This window comes from Cupriavidus sp. KK10, assembly GCF_018223725.1.
Taxonomy (GTDB): domain Bacteria; phylum Pseudomonadota; class Gammaproteobacteria; order Burkholderiales; family Burkholderiaceae; genus Cupriavidus; species Cupriavidus necator.
Genome location: NZ_CP073677.1, coordinates 6,505,783 through 6,521,502 on the forward strand (window position 1 = coordinate 6,505,783; position 15,720 = coordinate 6,521,502).

At 68.7% G+C, this 15,720-nt stretch carries 12 protein-coding genes and 2 riboswitches; of the genes, 8 read left to right on the forward strand and 4 right to left on the reverse strand.

All coding sequences use genetic code 11. The features are described 5' to 3' along the window. Window positions 1-63 precede the first annotated feature (63 nt). Window positions 64-1,542, reverse strand: a complete 1,479-nt coding sequence (gene hemN, locus KB879_RS30420; protein ID WP_013958360.1) for an oxygen-independent coproporphyrinogen III oxidase — start codon at window positions 1,540-1,542, stop codon at window positions 64-66. Window positions 1,543-1,716: 174 nt separating this feature from the next. On the opposite strand from hemN, the gene KB879_RS30425 reads away from it, so the two are divergent. Further along, window positions 1,717-2,859, forward strand: a complete 1,143-nt coding sequence (locus KB879_RS30425) for an ABC transporter substrate-binding protein (RefSeq protein WP_211980412.1) — start codon at window positions 1,717-1,719, stop codon at window positions 2,857-2,859. Here the strand turns inward: KB879_RS30425 and KB879_RS30430 are convergent. Then, on the reverse strand, window positions 2,845-3,963 hold the full coding sequence (locus tag KB879_RS30430) for a cell wall metabolism sensor histidine kinase WalK (RefSeq protein ID WP_211980413.1): 1,119 nt from the start codon (window positions 3,961-3,963) through the stop codon (window positions 2,845-2,847). The genes KB879_RS30425 and KB879_RS30430 overlap by 15 nt on opposite strands. Before the next feature lie 6 nt (window positions 3,964-3,969). Beyond that, entirely contained in the window at window positions 3,970-4,707 is a 738-nt protein-coding gene (locus KB879_RS30435) for a response regulator (protein WP_211980414.1), read from the reverse strand. Window positions 4,708-4,991: 284 nt separating this feature from the next. On the opposite strand from KB879_RS30435, the gene KB879_RS30440 reads away from it, so the two are divergent. Further along, window positions 4,992-5,486: a hypothetical protein gene (locus KB879_RS30440; RefSeq protein ID WP_211980415.1), complete on the forward strand. Its 495-nt coding sequence runs from the start codon at window positions 4,992-4,994 to the stop codon at window positions 5,484-5,486. 223 nt (window positions 5,487-5,709) lie between these two features. Here the strand turns inward: KB879_RS30440 and KB879_RS30445 are convergent, their stop codons facing one another. Continuing rightward, window positions 5,710-7,806, reverse strand: a complete 2,097-nt coding sequence (locus KB879_RS30445; protein WP_041228241.1) for a UvrD-helicase domain-containing protein — start codon at window positions 7,804-7,806, stop codon at window positions 5,710-5,712. A gap of 283 nt (window positions 7,807-8,089) precedes the next feature. Between KB879_RS30445 and KB879_RS30450 the strand changes: the two genes are divergently transcribed. The 6 genes from KB879_RS30450 to KB879_RS30475 all read left to right on the forward strand — a co-directional run bounded on the left by KB879_RS30450 (window position 8,090) and on the right by KB879_RS30475 (window position 15,695). Next, entirely contained in the window at window positions 8,090-8,317 is a 228-nt protein-coding gene (locus KB879_RS30450; RefSeq protein ID WP_013958366.1) for a glycine zipper 2TM domain-containing protein, read from the forward strand. A 74-nt stretch (window positions 8,318-8,391) separates the two neighbouring features. Then, window positions 8,392-8,479, forward strand: a riboswitch (glycine riboswitch). Between the two features lie 21 nt (window positions 8,480-8,500). Further along, window positions 8,501-8,626, forward strand: a riboswitch (glycine riboswitch). A gap of 98 nt (window positions 8,627-8,724) precedes the next feature. Beyond that, window positions 8,725-9,852 (forward strand): glycine cleavage system aminomethyltransferase GcvT, encoded by a 1,128-nt coding sequence (gene gcvT, locus KB879_RS30455; RefSeq protein ID WP_013958367.1) that lies wholly within the window; start codon window positions 8,725-8,727, stop codon window positions 9,850-9,852. Window positions 9,853-9,940: 88 nt separating this feature from the next. Beyond that, window positions 9,941-10,321: a glycine cleavage system protein GcvH gene (gene gcvH / locus KB879_RS30460; protein WP_010812169.1), complete on the forward strand. Its 381-nt coding sequence runs from the start codon at window positions 9,941-9,943 to the stop codon at window positions 10,319-10,321. Window positions 10,322-10,421: 100 nt separating this feature from the next. Beyond that, window positions 10,422-13,352, forward strand: a complete 2,931-nt coding sequence (gcvP, locus tag KB879_RS30465) for an aminomethyl-transferring glycine dehydrogenase (RefSeq protein WP_211980416.1) — start codon at window positions 10,422-10,424, stop codon at window positions 13,350-13,352. A gap of 148 nt (window positions 13,353-13,500) precedes the next feature. Further along, window positions 13,501-14,877 carry an L-serine ammonia-lyase gene (locus KB879_RS30470; RefSeq protein WP_211980417.1) on the forward strand — a complete coding sequence of 459 codons (1,377 nt, stop codon included), beginning with the start codon at window positions 13,501-13,503 and terminating at the stop codon, window positions 14,875-14,877. An 80-nt stretch (window positions 14,878-14,957) separates the two neighbouring features. Beyond that, window positions 14,958-15,695: an MBL fold metallo-hydrolase gene (locus KB879_RS30475; RefSeq protein WP_013958370.1), complete on the forward strand. Its 738-nt coding sequence runs from the start codon at window positions 14,958-14,960 to the stop codon at window positions 15,693-15,695. The last annotated feature ends 25 nt before the right edge of the window (window positions 15,696-15,720 follow it).

Genomic DNA, 15,720 nt, shown 5'->3' on the forward strand with positions numbered 1-15,720 from the left:
TGCAAACGAAAAGCCCGCGCAATGTGCGCGGGCTTTTTTTCGTCCGTACCGCCTGCGCGGCCGCTACACCACGCGCGAGTACCGCGGCACGAAGCGCACCGGCTGCGCGCCATCGTTGGCGGCAGCGGCCCGGGCACCAGCGTCCGCGGGCCGCGCGGCATCCTCGCGCAGGTAACGGTCGAACACCATCGCCACGCGCCGCACCAGCAGCCGGCCCAGCGGCGTCACGGTGATGCGTTCCGGCGCGCATTGCACCAGCCCGTCCGCGCCCAGTGCGGCGAGGTCGGCCAGCTCAGGCGCAAAGGCCGTGCTGAAGCGGATGCCGTGGCGCGCTTCCAGCGCCGGGATATCAAGTACCCCGTTGCACATCAGGTCGCCGATGATCTCGCGCCGCAGGTGGTCGTCGGCGTTCATCGCCACGCCGCGCGCCAGCGGCAGGCGGCCGTGGTCGAGCGCGCCGTAGTACTCGTCCAGCGTGCGCGCATTCTGCACGTAGCGCCCCGCGATCGCGCCGATCGCGGAAATGCCGAGCCCGACCTGGTCGTAGCCGGCGTGCGTGGAGTAGCCCTGGAAGTTGCGCTGCAGCCGCCCTTCGCGCTGGGCCACGGCGAGGTCGTCGTCGGGCAGCGCGAAATGGTCCATGCCGATATAGACGTAGCCCTCGGCGGTCAGCCGCTCGATGGTGGAGACCAGGATGTCGAGCTTCTCGCCGGCGGGCGGCAAGGCATTTTCGTCGATGCGGCGTTGCGGCTTGAACACATGCGGCAGGTGCGCGTAGCTATAGACCGAGAGCCGGTCGGGACGCAGCGCCAGCACCTGCTCGATGGTGCGGCCAAAGCGCGCCGCGGTCTGGTGCGGCAGGCCGTAGATCAGGTCCAGGCTGACCGAGCGGAAACCCAGCGTGCGCGCGGCATCCACCACGGCGCGGGTCTCTTCGAAGGGCTGGATGCGATGGATGGCCTGCTGGACCTCAGGATCGAAATCCTGCACGCCCAGGCTGACGCGGTTGAAGCCCAGTTCGGCCAGCAGCGCCATGCGGGCGTGGTCGACGCGGCGCGGATCGATCTCGATCGAATGCTCGCCCTCGGCCGCCAGCTCGAAATGCTCATGCAGCAGCGCCATCACGCGGCGCATCTCGTCAGGGTCGAGGAAGGTCGGCGTGCCCCCGCCCCAGTGCGACTGCAGCACCTGGCGGCGCGGCCCGAGCCGGCCTGCCACCAGCGCCATCTCGCGGCCCAGGTAGTTGACGTAGCGGGCGCTGCGGCCATGGTCGCGCGTGATGATCTTGTTGCAGCCGCAGTAGTAGCAGATGTTCTCGCAGAACGGGATATGCAGGTACAGCGACAGCGGCGCCGGCGCATCGGCTCGGCAGGCGGCCAGTGCGTCGTGGTACAGCGACAGGTCGGGGCCGCTGCGGAAGCGGTCGGCCGTCGGGTACGAGGTATAGCGCGGGCCGTTGCCGTCGATGCGGCCGGCCAGCGCGCGGAAGTCGGATAGCGCGCGGCGGTCGGGCGCAGGGGAGGTCATGGCAGACGGGGTCATGGGGGCGCGGGGGTATGGGTGTGTGACGGCCCATCGTAGGGCCGCACCGCCGCTGGCGCGTTGACCGCCGTCAAGCGCGGGCCTTGGACCTGCGGGCGGCGGGCGTCACATTGGTGTCATGTGTGGCGGATACGCTGCGCGCCACCGTCGGCCTGCGCGTCACCTGCCCCTGCAATGCCAACTCCCGACCAGACTCCGATGTTTCCGCCGTACCCACCGCTGCGCAGCCACCTGGCAGCGCCGGCCCGGCAACGGCGCCGCCTACTTGCCGCCGCCGGCGCGGCACTGGCCCTGCCCGCCTGGCCAGCGCTGTCGCAGACGCAGGCGCAGGCGCGCCGCACGGTCGTGGTCGGCCACCTGCTCGACCGCGGCGGCGCACAAGCCGACCTTGCGCGCGACTACCTGGCCGGGGCCAAGGTCATGTTTGACGCCGTCAACGCCGGCAACGGCCCGGTGCGCATCGCGCACGTCGTCCGCGATGCCGATCCCGACCCGCACCGCGCGCTGGCGCAGGCGGTGTCGCTGGCCGATACCGACCGCGCCGAGCTGCTGTTCGGCCCCGGCGACCGGCTGTTGCCGGCGCTGGCCGCATCGGCCGAGCTGGGCCGGCGCGGCGTCCAGATCGTGGCGCCGCTATCGGGCCTTGGGCTGACGGCCGACAACGTCTGGTTCACCCGCGCCGACTACCAGGCCGAACTGGACGCGGCGGTACGTCAGCTGCGCAGCTATGGCCTGACCAGCATCGCGCTGGCCCTGGCGCCGGACTTCGCTGCCCCCTCGCTGGCCCGGCTTGAGGCGCAGACCGGCGCGCGCGCGGTGCCGCTCGACGCCAATCCCGATGCCGCCGCCCGGCGCATCGCCGCCACCCGCCCGGGCGCGGTGATCGTGGCGGGCGATACCCTTGCCTACGCGGGGCTCGGCCGCGCGCTGGCGGTGCAGGGCTGGTACGGTTTCCTGGTCGGGCTGTCGTCGGTCAGCGCCACCGCCGCGCGCGAGATCCTGGGCGCTGGCTACAGCGGGGGCATGGTGCTGACCCAGGTCGCGCCCGGGCCGCAACAGGCCACGCTGCGGGTGGTGAAGGAACACGTGGCGCGCATGAAGCAATACCTGGATGAGCCGCCGTCGCCGGCCACGCTGGCCGGCTATATCGGCGCGGCGTGGCTGGCGCGCGCGCTGGCTGGCCTGCGCGGCAGCGGCGCGGCCGAGATGCGGCGGGCGCTGCAGGGGCGCGTGGACGTGGGCGATTTTTCGCTCGACTTCACGCACGGGCAGCGCGGCTCGCAGTACGTCACGCTGGCGGCGTCAGCCGCGCGGTAAGGACAGGCGCGCGCGCAGGCCGCCTTCAGGGCGGTTACTCAGGGTCAGCTCGCCGCCATGGCGCGCGGCAATGTCGGCCGCGATCGACAACCCCATGCCGACCCCGCCGGTGGCGCGGCTGCGCGAGGATTCGACGCGGTAAAACGGCTCGAGCACGCGCGGCAGCTCGTCGGGCGGGATGCCGGGGCCGTTGTCGCAGATGTCGATCAGCACCCGCTGCGGGCTGTCGGTCAGCACGATGCTGGCCGCGCCGGCGTAGCGCCGCGCATTTTCCAACAGATTCACCACCGCGCGCCGCAGCTCGGACGGGCACGCCAGCAGCGGCTGCGCCTGGCCGCCGAGCGCGACCTCGTGGCCGGTCTCGGCGGCATCGTCGACCACCGCCTGCAGCAGCGCCAGCACATCCACGCGCTGGCGCGGGCCGCCGGCTTCGTCGCGGTCGCGCAGGTAGTACAGCGTGGCATCGATCAGGCCGTTCATCTCGGCTAGGTCCTGGCGCAGCCGGTAGCGCACGTCACGGACATCCGCGCTGTCCATGCGCTCGATGCGCAGGCTCATGCGCGTAAGCGGCGTGCGCAGGTCGTGCGACACCGCCGCCAGGAAACGCGATTGCTGTGCCAGCTGCGTGCGGATGCGCTGCTGCATATGGTTCAGCGCCTGCGCCGCGGCACGCGCTTCGGCCGGGCCGGCGCGCTCGTCCAGCGGCGCGGCGTGCACGTCCTGCGCCAGCCGGCCGGCACCGCTGGCCAACTCCTGCACCGGGCGCGCCAGCAGGCGCGCGCCGGCCCACGAAGCGGCCACAATCGCCGCCACCTGGAACAGCAGGCCCAGGTGCGGCGGCCAGGGCCAGCGCGGCGGCGGCCGGGGCGGCATGCGTTCGCCGGACACCCCGGCGGGCGCGCCTTCCGGCCGCGGCCCGGGCGGCCACGCCTCGGGCCGGGGCGGCGGCCCGCCGGGGCGGTCACGCAGCACGCGCTCGCTGCCCGGCCGCGGGAACAGGCTTTCGATCACGGTCATGCCAAGCAGGTGCATGGCCAGCATGATGGCAGCCATCACCACGAACAGTCGCACGAACATCGAATCATGGCGCGCCAGCCGGCCCATTCGCGTTCATCCTTCCTGCGTGGCGGTAAAGACATAGCCCACGCCGCGCACGGTGCGGATCAGCGTGGGGTCGCGCGGATCGTCGCGCAGCTTCTGGCGCAGCCGTGACACCAGCAGGTCGATGCTGCGGTCGAACACATCGAGGCCGCGGCCGCGCGCCTGGTTGATCAGCAGTTCGCGGTCGAGCACGCGGTTGGGCTGTTCGACAAAGGCCAGCAGCAGGCGGAATTCGGCATTGGACAGCGGCACCACCACCTCGTCGCGGTCGACCAGCTGGCGCAGCGTGGTGTTCAGGCGCCAGTCGCCGAAGCGCACCTCATGCCCGGAAGGCGCCGCGCCCTGGCGCGCGTCGGCGCCGTGGCCACGGATACGGCGCAGCACGGTGTGGATGCGCGCCACCAGTTCGCGCATCTCGAAGGGCTTGGTCACGTAGTCGTCTGCGCCAACTTCCAGCCCGACCACGCGGTCGGCCAACTCAGCGCGCGCGGTCAGCATGATGACCGCGACTTCGGTGCGCGCGCGCAGTTCGCGACACAGCGCCAGGCCGTTTTCGCCGGGCAGCGACAGGTCAAGGATCACCAGGTCGTAGCGCGTGGCGGCCATCGCCTGCCGCATCTCGGCACCGCCCTCGACGCCATCGGCCTGCATACCAAAGGTGGACAGGTAGTCGGCCAGCATGGCACGGATCTGGGGATCGTCGTCGACGATCAGCAGGCGGACGGGAAGCGTGGGGGTGAATTCCATAAGCGAAGGGATCGGCATATACCGGCAGCAAGTGCCGGTGCCGGGGGCATGCGGTGCCCAACTTTACCAGCCCGCGATGCCCCCACTATGCCGGCTTTGTATCAGCCCTGATACGCAGTCTTGCCGGCCAGCCATGCTTTGTACGGGATTGCAGTACGGGCCTGACCAAGTGCTCAAGCATTGGCATGCGGCCTTCCCTAGCATGGACCGGCATTGACCCGAGCCAACCGCGGGCATCGCGCGGCACGTTGCCACGACGGTGTCTGCCATCACAGGAGAACGCCATGCCATTTCCGCCGACCCGCCTGCGCACCGCCGCTTCCCTGCTGGCGCTGTGCACCGCGTGCCTGCTGGCCACGCCGGCCAGCGCGCTGCAATCCGGCCCGCCGCCGACAGGGGCGATGCCGCCACCGCCCTCCGCGCCGGCATCCGCCGAGTCGCTGGGACTCAGTGCCGCGCAGGCCAAGCTCTGGCAGGCCGCACGCAGCGCCACTCGCGAAGCCGAGGCCCATGCACTGGAACTGCACGCGCGCCTGCTGCGCGAGACGGCCGACGAAACCCCCGACGCACCGCTGCGGCCGCGCGCGCAGGCCATGGACCGACTGCACGATGCGCTGGAGCAGGACCGCCGCGCGGTGCGCGAACGCTGGCTGGCGCTGGACGACAGCCTCGACCCGGCCCAGCGCCGGCGCCTGCGCGCCGCGCCCGAAGCCGCGCGCTGGATGGGCTTGCCGCCCGCGGGCGCGATGATGATGCCGCCGGGCGGACCGCAGCGGTAGGTTCGCGGCCGCGGCAAAAAAACGCCCCCGCACGCTCGCGCGCCGGGGGCCGAATAACAGGGAAGTTCCGAACGAGACGTCCGGCGCAGCAGGCAGACCGGGCGGGCCTGCCGCGGCGCCACCCGCGCACACGGCGCGAGCAGCACAGCCGCCATACTAGGGACGCCTGCGCCCGGCGTCTTGTCAGCCTGGTAGGCCTTTGTATCGGGACTGTAGCGCCCGTTCAGCCCGGGGCCGTCTTGCCGCCGGTTCCCAGCAGTGCCTTGAGCGCGCCGAGCCGGTCCTTGGGGCTCATCGCCGGGGTTTCATCGACTGGCGCAGGCGCTTCCTCCAGCTTCATCTCGCCGATAAAGCGCGAAGGCTGGCACGAGTAGGTCTCGCGCGCGCGCTTGCGCTTCTTGCACCAGCTGACATGCAGGCTGCGCTGCGCGCGGGTGATGCCGACATACATCAGCCGCCGCTCTTCCTCGATCTTTTCGTCGCTCATGTCCTCGTCTTCGCGGCAGTGCGGCAGGATGCCCTCTTCCACGCCGACCAGGAACACGTGCGGATATTCCAGCCCTTTGGACGCATGCAGCGTGGACAGCCGCACCGCGTCGGGGTCTTCCTCGCGGCCTTCCAGCATGCTCATCAGCGCCACGGTTTGGGTCAGTTCGAGCAGGTTCTTGCCTTCGCTGCCGAAGCCGTCGGCATTGTCGAAGCCGGTGGCTTCCTCGCCCTCGGCGCCTTCTGGCTTGGTGCCCTTGCGCTTGAGCCAGTCCAGGAATTCCAGCGTGTTAGTCCAGCGCGACTGCGCCTGCCGTTCGTCGAAGCTGTCGTACAGGTAGGCCTCGTAGTGGATGCCTTCCATCAGGTCGTCCAGCACCACGGTGGCCGGATCCTTGGCCGCGCGGTCGGCCAGCCGCACCATCGATTCGCAGAATATGCGCAACGGCTCCAGCTGGCGCGGCTGCAGCTTGCCTTCGATGCCGCCCATCATCGCGGCCTCGAACAGCGACACCTTGGCCTGGCCAGCAAAGGTGCCCAGCGCTTCCAGCGTGGTGTTGCCCACGCCGCGGCGCGGCGTGGTGATGGCGCGGATAAAGGCGGGATCGTCGTCGGGGTTGGCAATCAGGCGCAGGTAGGCGCAGATGTCCTTGATCTCGGCCTTGTCGAAGAAGCTCTGGCCGCCCGACAGTACATAGGGAATGCGCTCGCGCCGCAGGATCTGCTCGAACAGCCGCGCCTGGTGGTTGCCGCGATAGAGGATGGCGTAGTCGCGGAACTGCGCGCGGCGCTCGAACTTGTGCGCGGACAGGCGGAACACCACCGACTCGGCCTCGTGCTCCTCGTCGTTCATCGGGTGGATGGCGATGGGGTCGCCCATGCCGTGCTCGCTCCACAGCTTCTTGTCGAACAGCTTGGGGTTGTTGGCGATGACCGCGTTGGCCGCTTCCAGGATGCGCACGGTGGAGCGGTAGTTCTGCTCCAGCTTGATCACCTTCAGGTCCGGGAAATCGGTCTGCAGCCCGCGCAGGTTGTCCAGCGTGGCGCCGCGCCAGCCATAGATGGCCTGGTCGTCGTCGCCCACCGCGGTAAAGGCCGGCGCGCGCAGGTGCGAGCCACCCGCCAGCAGTTTCAGCAACTGGTACTGGCAGGCGTTGGTGTCCTGGTATTCGTCGACCAGAAAGTAGCGCAGGCGGTTCTGCCACTTGAGTTGCACGGCTTCATTGCGCGCGAACAGCTCGGCAGGCAGGCGGATCAGGTCGTCGAAATCCACCGCCTGGTAGGCGTGCAGCGTGGCCACGTAGTTGCGGTAGACCAGCGCGGCCTGGTGCTCGTCGGCATTGGCGGCCTGCGCGATCGCTGCCTCCGGATCGACCATGCCGTTCTTCCACAGCGAGATCGTGCCCTGTACGCCGCGGATCAGCTTCTTGTCGGTGGTGCCCAGCTGCTCCTGGATCAGGCCGAAGCAATCATCCGAATCCATGATCGAAAACTGCGGCTTCAGGCCCACGTGCTCGGCCTCCATGCGCAGGATTTGCACCCCGAGCGAGTGGAAGGTACAGACCGTCAGCTGCTTGAGCGGGATGCGCTTGCCCTCGCGCGTGGTCTTGCCCTCCATCAGCTTGCCGATACGCTCCTGCATCTCCTTGGCGGCCTTGTTGGTAAAGGTGACGGCGGCGATATGGCGCGGCTCGAAACCCTTGTCCTCGATCAAATGCGCGATCTTCTGCGTGATCACCCGGGTCTTGCCGGAGCCCGCCCCGGCCAGCACCAGGCAAGGGCCGTCCAGGTAGCGGACGGCTTCAGATTGGGCGGGGTTCAGGCCATGGGTCATGCGAGGGATGCGGTTGGAGGCGGGGAAATCAGCAGGAACAGCGGAAGGCCAGGCGGGACACGCCGGCACCCCAAAAACGGGCTCGGCGGCAAAGCTGACGATGTTAACACGCTGGCCGCGGCAGGTCAGTCAGCGCAAACCGCGTTGACAGGGCCGGTTGTGTCACTGGCGTAACACTTCGTAAAGGCCGGAGCCAATCGCGCAACGCAACGCTCTAACTGATATGTCCCCCCGGCCTGCGCGGCAGGGGTGACATGCTTGAATCATCACACCGGAGCCAATAATGAAAACCCTGCAGACTTTGACCAAGGTGACCCTGATCGGCGCGACCGTCGCGGCCTTTGCCGGTTGCGCGGACATGACCCCGAAGCAGCGTAATACCGCCATTGGCGCGGGCGCGGGTGCCGTGGGCGGCGCCATCCTCACCGAAGGCAGTGCGCTGGGTACGCTGGGTGGCGCGGCCGTGGGCGGCGTGATCGGTAACGTTGTCACCGACGACAAGAAGAAGTAAGCCAGACCCGCAGCGACAGGTACGGCAGGCTCCCTGGCCGGTTTGACAAAGGCCGGGGCCTCCCGTACATTGCGCGCATCCGACCGGGAGAGCGCGCATCGCCTGCGCCGCCGAAGGGGTATCACCCGAAAACTCTCAGGCACCACGGACCGATCGGATCGGCATGCAATATGCACACGATGCATGCCGCACTCTGGAGAGCGGCACCCGCCATTCGTGGCGAGCGTGCCCACCGAAGGGGCGCACGAGGATGGGGTCCTGCAGGATCCGCCTTGTAATCTCTCAGGTATCGAGGACAGAGGGGTCATCCGCCGCAGCGGATTGCTACGCCACATTCAGGCGCGGCGAGCGTTGCGGCGGATGGCCCTTTTTTGTTTTCGCCAACCGAGATTGCCCCCGAGGATTCCATGACGCTCCAGGCCACGCCCCTCAACGCCATCCACCGCGCCCTCGGCGCCCGCATGGTTGATTTCGGCGGCTGGGACATGCCGGTCAACTACGGCTCCCAGATCGAAGAACACAATGCCGTGCGCACCGACGCCGGCATGTTCGACGTGTCGCACATGTGCGTGGTCGACCTCACCGGCGCCAATACCCGCAGCTTCCTGCGCGGCCTGCTGGCCAACAATGTCGACAAGCTGCAGACCCCGGGCAAGGCGCTCTACTCCTGCATGCTGGATGAGAAAGGCGGCGTGATCGACGACCTGATCGTCTACTTTTTTGCCGAGGACCGCTTCCGCCTGGTCGTCAACGCCAGCACCGCGCTGGGCGACATCGAATGGATCCGCGCGCGCAATGCCGCCACCGGCAGCGATGTGACCATCACGCCGCGCCGTGAAGATGTTGCGCCTGCAGGCGTGCAGCCTCTGGCCATCGTCGCCGTGCAGGGGCCCAACGCCCGCACCACGGTGTGGAGCACCTTCCCCTCGACCCAGCCGTCGGACACGCTCAAGCCCTTCAACGCCGCCGTGGTCCAGGACCCGGCCATCGGCGAGATCATGGTGGCCCGCACCGGCTACACCGGCGAAGACGGCTTCGAGCTGGTGGTGCCGGCCGAAAACGTTGCCGCCGTCTGGGAAAAGCTGAACGCCGCCGGCGTGCGTCCGGCGGGCCTGGGCGCGCGCGACACCCTGCGCCTGGAAGCCGGCATGAACCTGTACGGCCAGGACATGGATATCAACACCTCGCCGCTGGATGCGGGCCTGGCCTGGACGGTGGACCTGCAGAGCGAGCGCGATTTCACCGGCAAGGCGGCACTGGGCGCGGCCGGTTCGCGCCAGCAATTCCTCGGGCTGATCCTGCGTGACAAAGGCGGCGTCCTGCGCGCCCACCAGAAAGTGATCACCCCGGCCGGTGACGGTGAAATCACCAGCGGCACCTTCAGCCCGTCGCTGTCGCAGTCCATCGCCTTTGCCCGCCTGCCGAAGGATGTCGCCGTGGGCGATACCGTGCAGGTGGAGATCCGCGACCGCAAACTCAACGCGACTGTGGTTAAACTGCCGTTTGTGCGTAATGGCAAGGCACTCGTGAGCTGAGGCTCATACCAACGGTCGCCCTCGCCTGCCGGCGCTTGCCGGGCAGGCATCACCCAACAAGAAACAGATCTGTATCCGGAGAACCTCCATGAATTTCCCCGCTGACCTCAAGTACACCGAGTCGCATGAGTGGGTACGCGTCGAAGCCGACGGCACGCTCACCATCGGCATCACCGACCACGCGCAGGACGCGCTGGGCGACATCGTCTTCCTGGAACTGCCCGAAGTGGGCAAGTCGGTCGGTGCCGGCGACGCGCTGGCAGTGGTCGAATCGGTAAAGGCCGCTTCTGACATCTACGCCCCGGTGGCCGGCGAAGTGATCGCCGTCAACGAGGCCGCCACGGCCGCGCCGGAAAGCGTCAATGCCGACGCCTTCGACGCGTGGCTGTTCAAGCTCAAGCCGGCCAACGGCGACGACGTCAACGGCCTGATGTCGGCCGACGCCTACAAGGCCAGCGTCGGCGCCTGACGCCGGCGGCGCCGGTCCAACGATGGACCGGCCACTGCAGACTGACGCGCGCCGTCCCGGCTGACCACCGGCCGGCGCGCACCCCACGAGGTTCTTGCCAATGAACGCCCCGCTTCCCATGAACGCCGCCCAAGTAACCCGGCCCACGCTGGCCGAACTGGAGGCGCGCGACGCCTTCGCCGCCCGCCATATCGGCCCCGATACTCCCGAACAGCAGCACATGCTGAAGGTGCTCGGCTATGACAACCGCGCCGCGCTGATCGACGCCGTCATCCCCGCCGCTATCCGCCGCCGCGACGGCATGCCGATGGGCGAGTTCACCGAGCCGCTGAGCGAGGAAGCCGCGCTGGCAAAGCTGCGCGGCCTGGCAGGCAGGAACAAGGTGCTGAAGAGCTTTATCGGCCAGGGCTACTACAACACCGTCACGCCCGGCGTCATCCTGCGCAATATCTTCGAGAACCCGGCCTGGTACACCGCCTACACGCCTTACCAGCCGGAAATCTCGCAGGGCCGCCTGGAAGCGATGCTGAACTTCCAGCAGATGGTCACCGACCTGACCGGCCTGGACATCGCCAATGCGTCGATGCTGGATGAAGGCACTGCCGCGGCCGAAGCCATGACACTGCTGCAGCGCGTGAACAAGCACGACTCGAACACCTTCTACGTGGCCGACGACGTGCTGCCGCAGACGCTGGAAGTGGTACGCACGCGCGCGCTGCCGATGGGCATCGAGGTCAAGGTCGGCCCCGCCGCCGAGGCCGCCGCGGCCAACGCCTTCGGCGTGCTGCTGCAGTACCCGGGCGTGAACGGCGACGTCAACGACTACGGCGCCATCGCCGATGCCGTGCACGCGGCCGGCGGCCTGGTGGTGGCTGCCGCCGACCTGCTGGCGCTGACGCTGATCGCCGCACCCGGCGAATGGGGTGCCGACGTGGCCGTGGGCAACTCGCAGCGCTTCGGCGTGCCGCTGGGCTTCGGCGGCCCGCACGCCGGCTATATGGCGGTGAAGGACGCCTTCAAGCGCTCGATGCCGGGCCGCCTGGTGGGCGTGACCATCGATGCGCAGGGCAACAAGGCCTATCGCCTGGCCCTGCAGACGCGCGAGCAGCATATCCGCCGCGAGAAGGCCACCTCGAACATCTGTACCGCGCAGGTGCTGCTGGCCGTGATGGCCTCGATGTATGCCGTCTACCACGGCCCGCAGGGCCTGAAGCGCATCGCGCAGCGCGTGCACCGCCTGACCGCGACGCTGGCCGCCGGCCTGCAGGCGCTGGGCTTCGCGCGCACCAACGCCAGCTTCTTTGACACGCTGACGCTGGAAACCGGCTTCAACACCGATGCGATCCATGCCGCGGCCACCGCGCGCGGCATCAACCTGCGCCATATCAGCGCCACGCGCGTCGGCATCTCGCTGGACGAGACCGCCAGCCGCGCCGACGTGGTCGCGCTGTGGGAAGTGTTCACGCAAGGCAAGCCGCTGCCCGCCGAACTGGACTTCGACAAGCTCGAGGCCGTCGCGCAGGACGCCTTCCCGGCGGCACTGGCACGCGCCAGCGAATACCTGACCCACCCGGTCTTCAACACGCACCACGCCGAGCACGAGATGCTGCGCTACCTGCGCATGCTGGCCGACAAGGACCTGGCGCTGGACCGCACCATGATCCCGCTGGGCTCGTGCACGATGAAGCTGAACGCCACCAGCGAGATGATCCCGGTGACGTGGCCCGAGTTCAGCCAGATCCACCCGTTCGCGCCTCTGGACCAGACCGTGGGCTACCGCGAGATGATCGACCAGCTCGAGGCCATGCTGTGTGCCGCCACCGGCTACGCCGCGGTCAGCCTGCAGCCCAACGCCGGCTCGCAGGGCGAGTACGCGGGCCTGCTGATCATCCACGCCTACCACGCCAGCCGCGGCGAGAGCCATCGCGACATCTGCCTGATCCCGTCGTCGGCGCACGGCACCAACCCGGCGTCGGCGCAGATGGCCGGCATGAAGGTGGTGGTGGTGGCCTGCGATGAGGACGGCAACGTCGACCTGCAGGACCTGGCGAAGAAGGCCGAGCAGCACAGCAAGAACCTGGCGGCTATCATGATCACCTACCCGTCGACGCACGGCGTGTTCGAGCAGGGCGTGCAGCAGATCTGCGAGATCGTGCACCAGCACGGCGGCCAGGTTTATGTCGACGGCGCCAACATGAACGCGATGGTCGGCACCGCCGCGCCGGGCCAGTTCGGCGGCGACGTCTCCCACCTGAACCTGCACAAGACTTTTTGCATCCCGCACGGCGGCGGCGGCCCGGGCGTGGGCCCGGTCGCGGTCGGTGCGCACCTGGCGGACTTCCTGCCCAACCAGGACAGCGTCGGCTACCGCCGTGACGACCGCGGCATCGGCGGCGTGTCGGCGGCGCCGTTCGGCTCGGCCAGCATCCTGCCGATCTCGTGGATGTATATCGCAATGATGGGTTCGGCCGGCCTCACCGCCGCCACCGAGAACGCAATCCTGGCGGCCAACTACGTGGCCAAGCGCCTGGCGCCGTACTACCCGGTGCTGTACACCGGCCAGCACGACCTGGTCGCGCACGAGTGCATCCTGGACCTGCGCCCGCTGCAGAAGGACACCGGCATCAGCAATGAAGACGTGGCCAAGCGCCTGATGGACTACGGCTTCCACGCCCCGACCATGAGCTTCCCGGTGCCGGGCACGCTGATGATCGAGCCGACCGAGAGCGAGGCACTGCACGAGCTGGACCGCTTTATCGACGCGATGATCGCGATCCGCCAGGAAATCGGCCGCGTTGCCGACGGCACCTTCGACCGCGACGACAACCCGCTCAAGCACGCGCCGCACACCGCCGCGGTCGTGACCGCCGATGAGTGGACCCACAAGTACACGCGCGAGGAAGCCGCGTACCCGGTGGCATCGCTGCGCACGCAGAAGTACTGGCCCCCGGTCGGCCGTGCCGACAACGTGTACGGCGACCGCAACCTGTTCTGCGCCTGCGTGCCGGTCAGCGACTACGTGGTCGACTGAGCTTCAGACGGGCCGCCCGCGGCACTGGGCGCCCGCCAAAGCGCTATGCTCGATATGAAGGGCGCCGCGCCGTGCGGCGCCCGTTCTGAGCGAAGGCTGCAAAACGACAAGAGCCCTGCGCGGGCCATCGACATCCTGGAGACTTCCCGTGGCAGTCAGCGTTTTCGATCTGTTCAAGGTGGGTATCGGCCCGTCGAGCTCGCATACCGTGGGCCCGATGCGCGCGGCCCTGATGTTTGCGCAGGGGCTTGAGCGCGATGGCCTGCTGCCGCAGGTGGCCAGCGCGCGCGTGGAGTTGTACGGTTCGCTTGGCGCCACCGGCAAGGGCCACGGCACCGACAAGGGCGTGATCCTCGGCCTGATGGGCGAGGCGCCCGACACCATCGACCCCGATACGATCGACACGCGCCTGGCCGCGCTGCGCGCGAGCCGCGAGCTGTCCTTGCTGGGCAAGCATATTGTGCCCTTCGTCGAGAAGGAGCACATCGCCTTCTACCGGCGCGAGGCCATGGCCGAGCATCCCAACGGCATGAAGTTCCATGCCTTCGACGCCAGCGGTGCATCGCTGCGCGAGGCGCGCTACCTGTCGGTCGGCGGCGGCTTCGTCGTGACCGCGGGCGCACCCAATACACAGGTGCTCAATGCCGCGCAGCAGCTGCCGCACCCGTTCCGCAGCGGCAAGGACATGCTCGAGATGGCCAGCGCCAGCGGCAAGAGCATCGCGCGGCTGATGATGGAGAACGAGCTGACCTGGCGCAGCGAGGCGGAAGTCACCAGCGGCCTGCTGCATATCTGGGACGTGATGCAGGCGTGCGTCGCGCGCGGCTGCCGCACCGACGGCGAGCTGCCGGGGCCGTTCAGGGTCAAGCGCCGTGCGCCCGAGCTGTTCCGCAGCCTGACCGAGCGCGCCGAGCGCACGCTGTCGGACCCGCTCTCAGTGATGGACTGGGTCAACCTGTACGCCATTGCCGTCAATGAAGAGAACGCCGCCGGCGGGCGCGTGGTCACGGCACCTACCAACGGCGCGGCCGGCATCATCCCCGCGGTGCTGCACTACTACGACCGCTTCGTGCCGGGCGCCAACAAGCAAGGCGTGGTCGACTTCCTGCTGACCGCGGGTGCGATCGGGCTGCTGTACAAGCTCAATGCGTCGATCTCCGGCGCCGAGGTCGGCTGCCAGGGCGAAGTCGGCGTGGCCTGCTCGATGGCCGCCGGCGCGCTGGCGGCGGTACAGGGCGGCAGCCCGGCGCAGGTCGAGAACGCTGCCGAGATCGGCATGGAGCACAATCTCGGCCTTACCTGCGACCCCGTTGGCGGACTGGTGCAGATCCCATGCATCGAGCGCAACGCGATGGCCTCGGTCAAGGCGGTCAATGCGGCACGCATGGCGCTGCGCGGCGACGGCACCCACTATGTCTCGCTCGATTCGGTCATCAAGACCATGCGCGAGACCGGGGCCGACATGAAGACGAAGTACAAGGAGACGGCGCGGGGTGGGTTGGCGGTGAATATCGTGGAGTGCTGACAACCCCTGCTGCTAGTGCCCAACGGCATGGCGCGGCGTATCATGGCGGCGTTCCCCGATGGCAAAAGAAGAGGACCGCCATGCAGACCTTCCACCAGTTGTTCGACGAAACCTCGTCCACCTTCACCTACCTGCTGATCGATGCCGCCACGGGGGACGCGCTGCTGATCGACCCGGTCGACCACCAGCTCGAACGCGACATGGCGCTGCTGCAAGACACCGGCGCGCACCTCGCGTGGGTCGTCGAGACCCACGCCCATGCCGACCACATCACCTCGGCAGGCCACCTTGCGCTGCAGACCGGCGCGCACACGGCGGCGCCGTCCGGCTGCGATATCAAGCCCGCCCAGAAGCAGCTGATCGACGGCGACACTGTCGCCTTCGGCAAGCAGGTGCTGCGCGCCATCCATACGCCAGGGCATACCGCCGGCAGCATGAGCTACCTGTGGGAAGAGCCTACGCCCGACGGCATCGTACGCCGCGTCTTCACCGGTGATGCCCTGCTGATCGACGGCTGCGGCCGCACCGACTTCCAGTCGGGCGACGCCGGCACGCTCTACGACAGCCTGACCAGAAAGCTGTTTGCGCTGCCCGACGACACGCAGGTCTACCCGGCCCACGACTACAAGGGCCGCACCTCGTCCACCATCGGCCAGGAGCGCGCCCACAACAGCCGCGTCGCCGGCCGCACGCGCGAAGAGTTCATCGAGATGATGCGCAACCTGAACCTGCCGCGCCCGAAGCTGATCGATGTCGCCGTGCCGGCCAACCAGCGCCTGGGCCTGCGCGACGGCGAAAGCGTGCCGCACGGCGCCTGAGGTTTTCCTAACGCTAGGAGTCTTT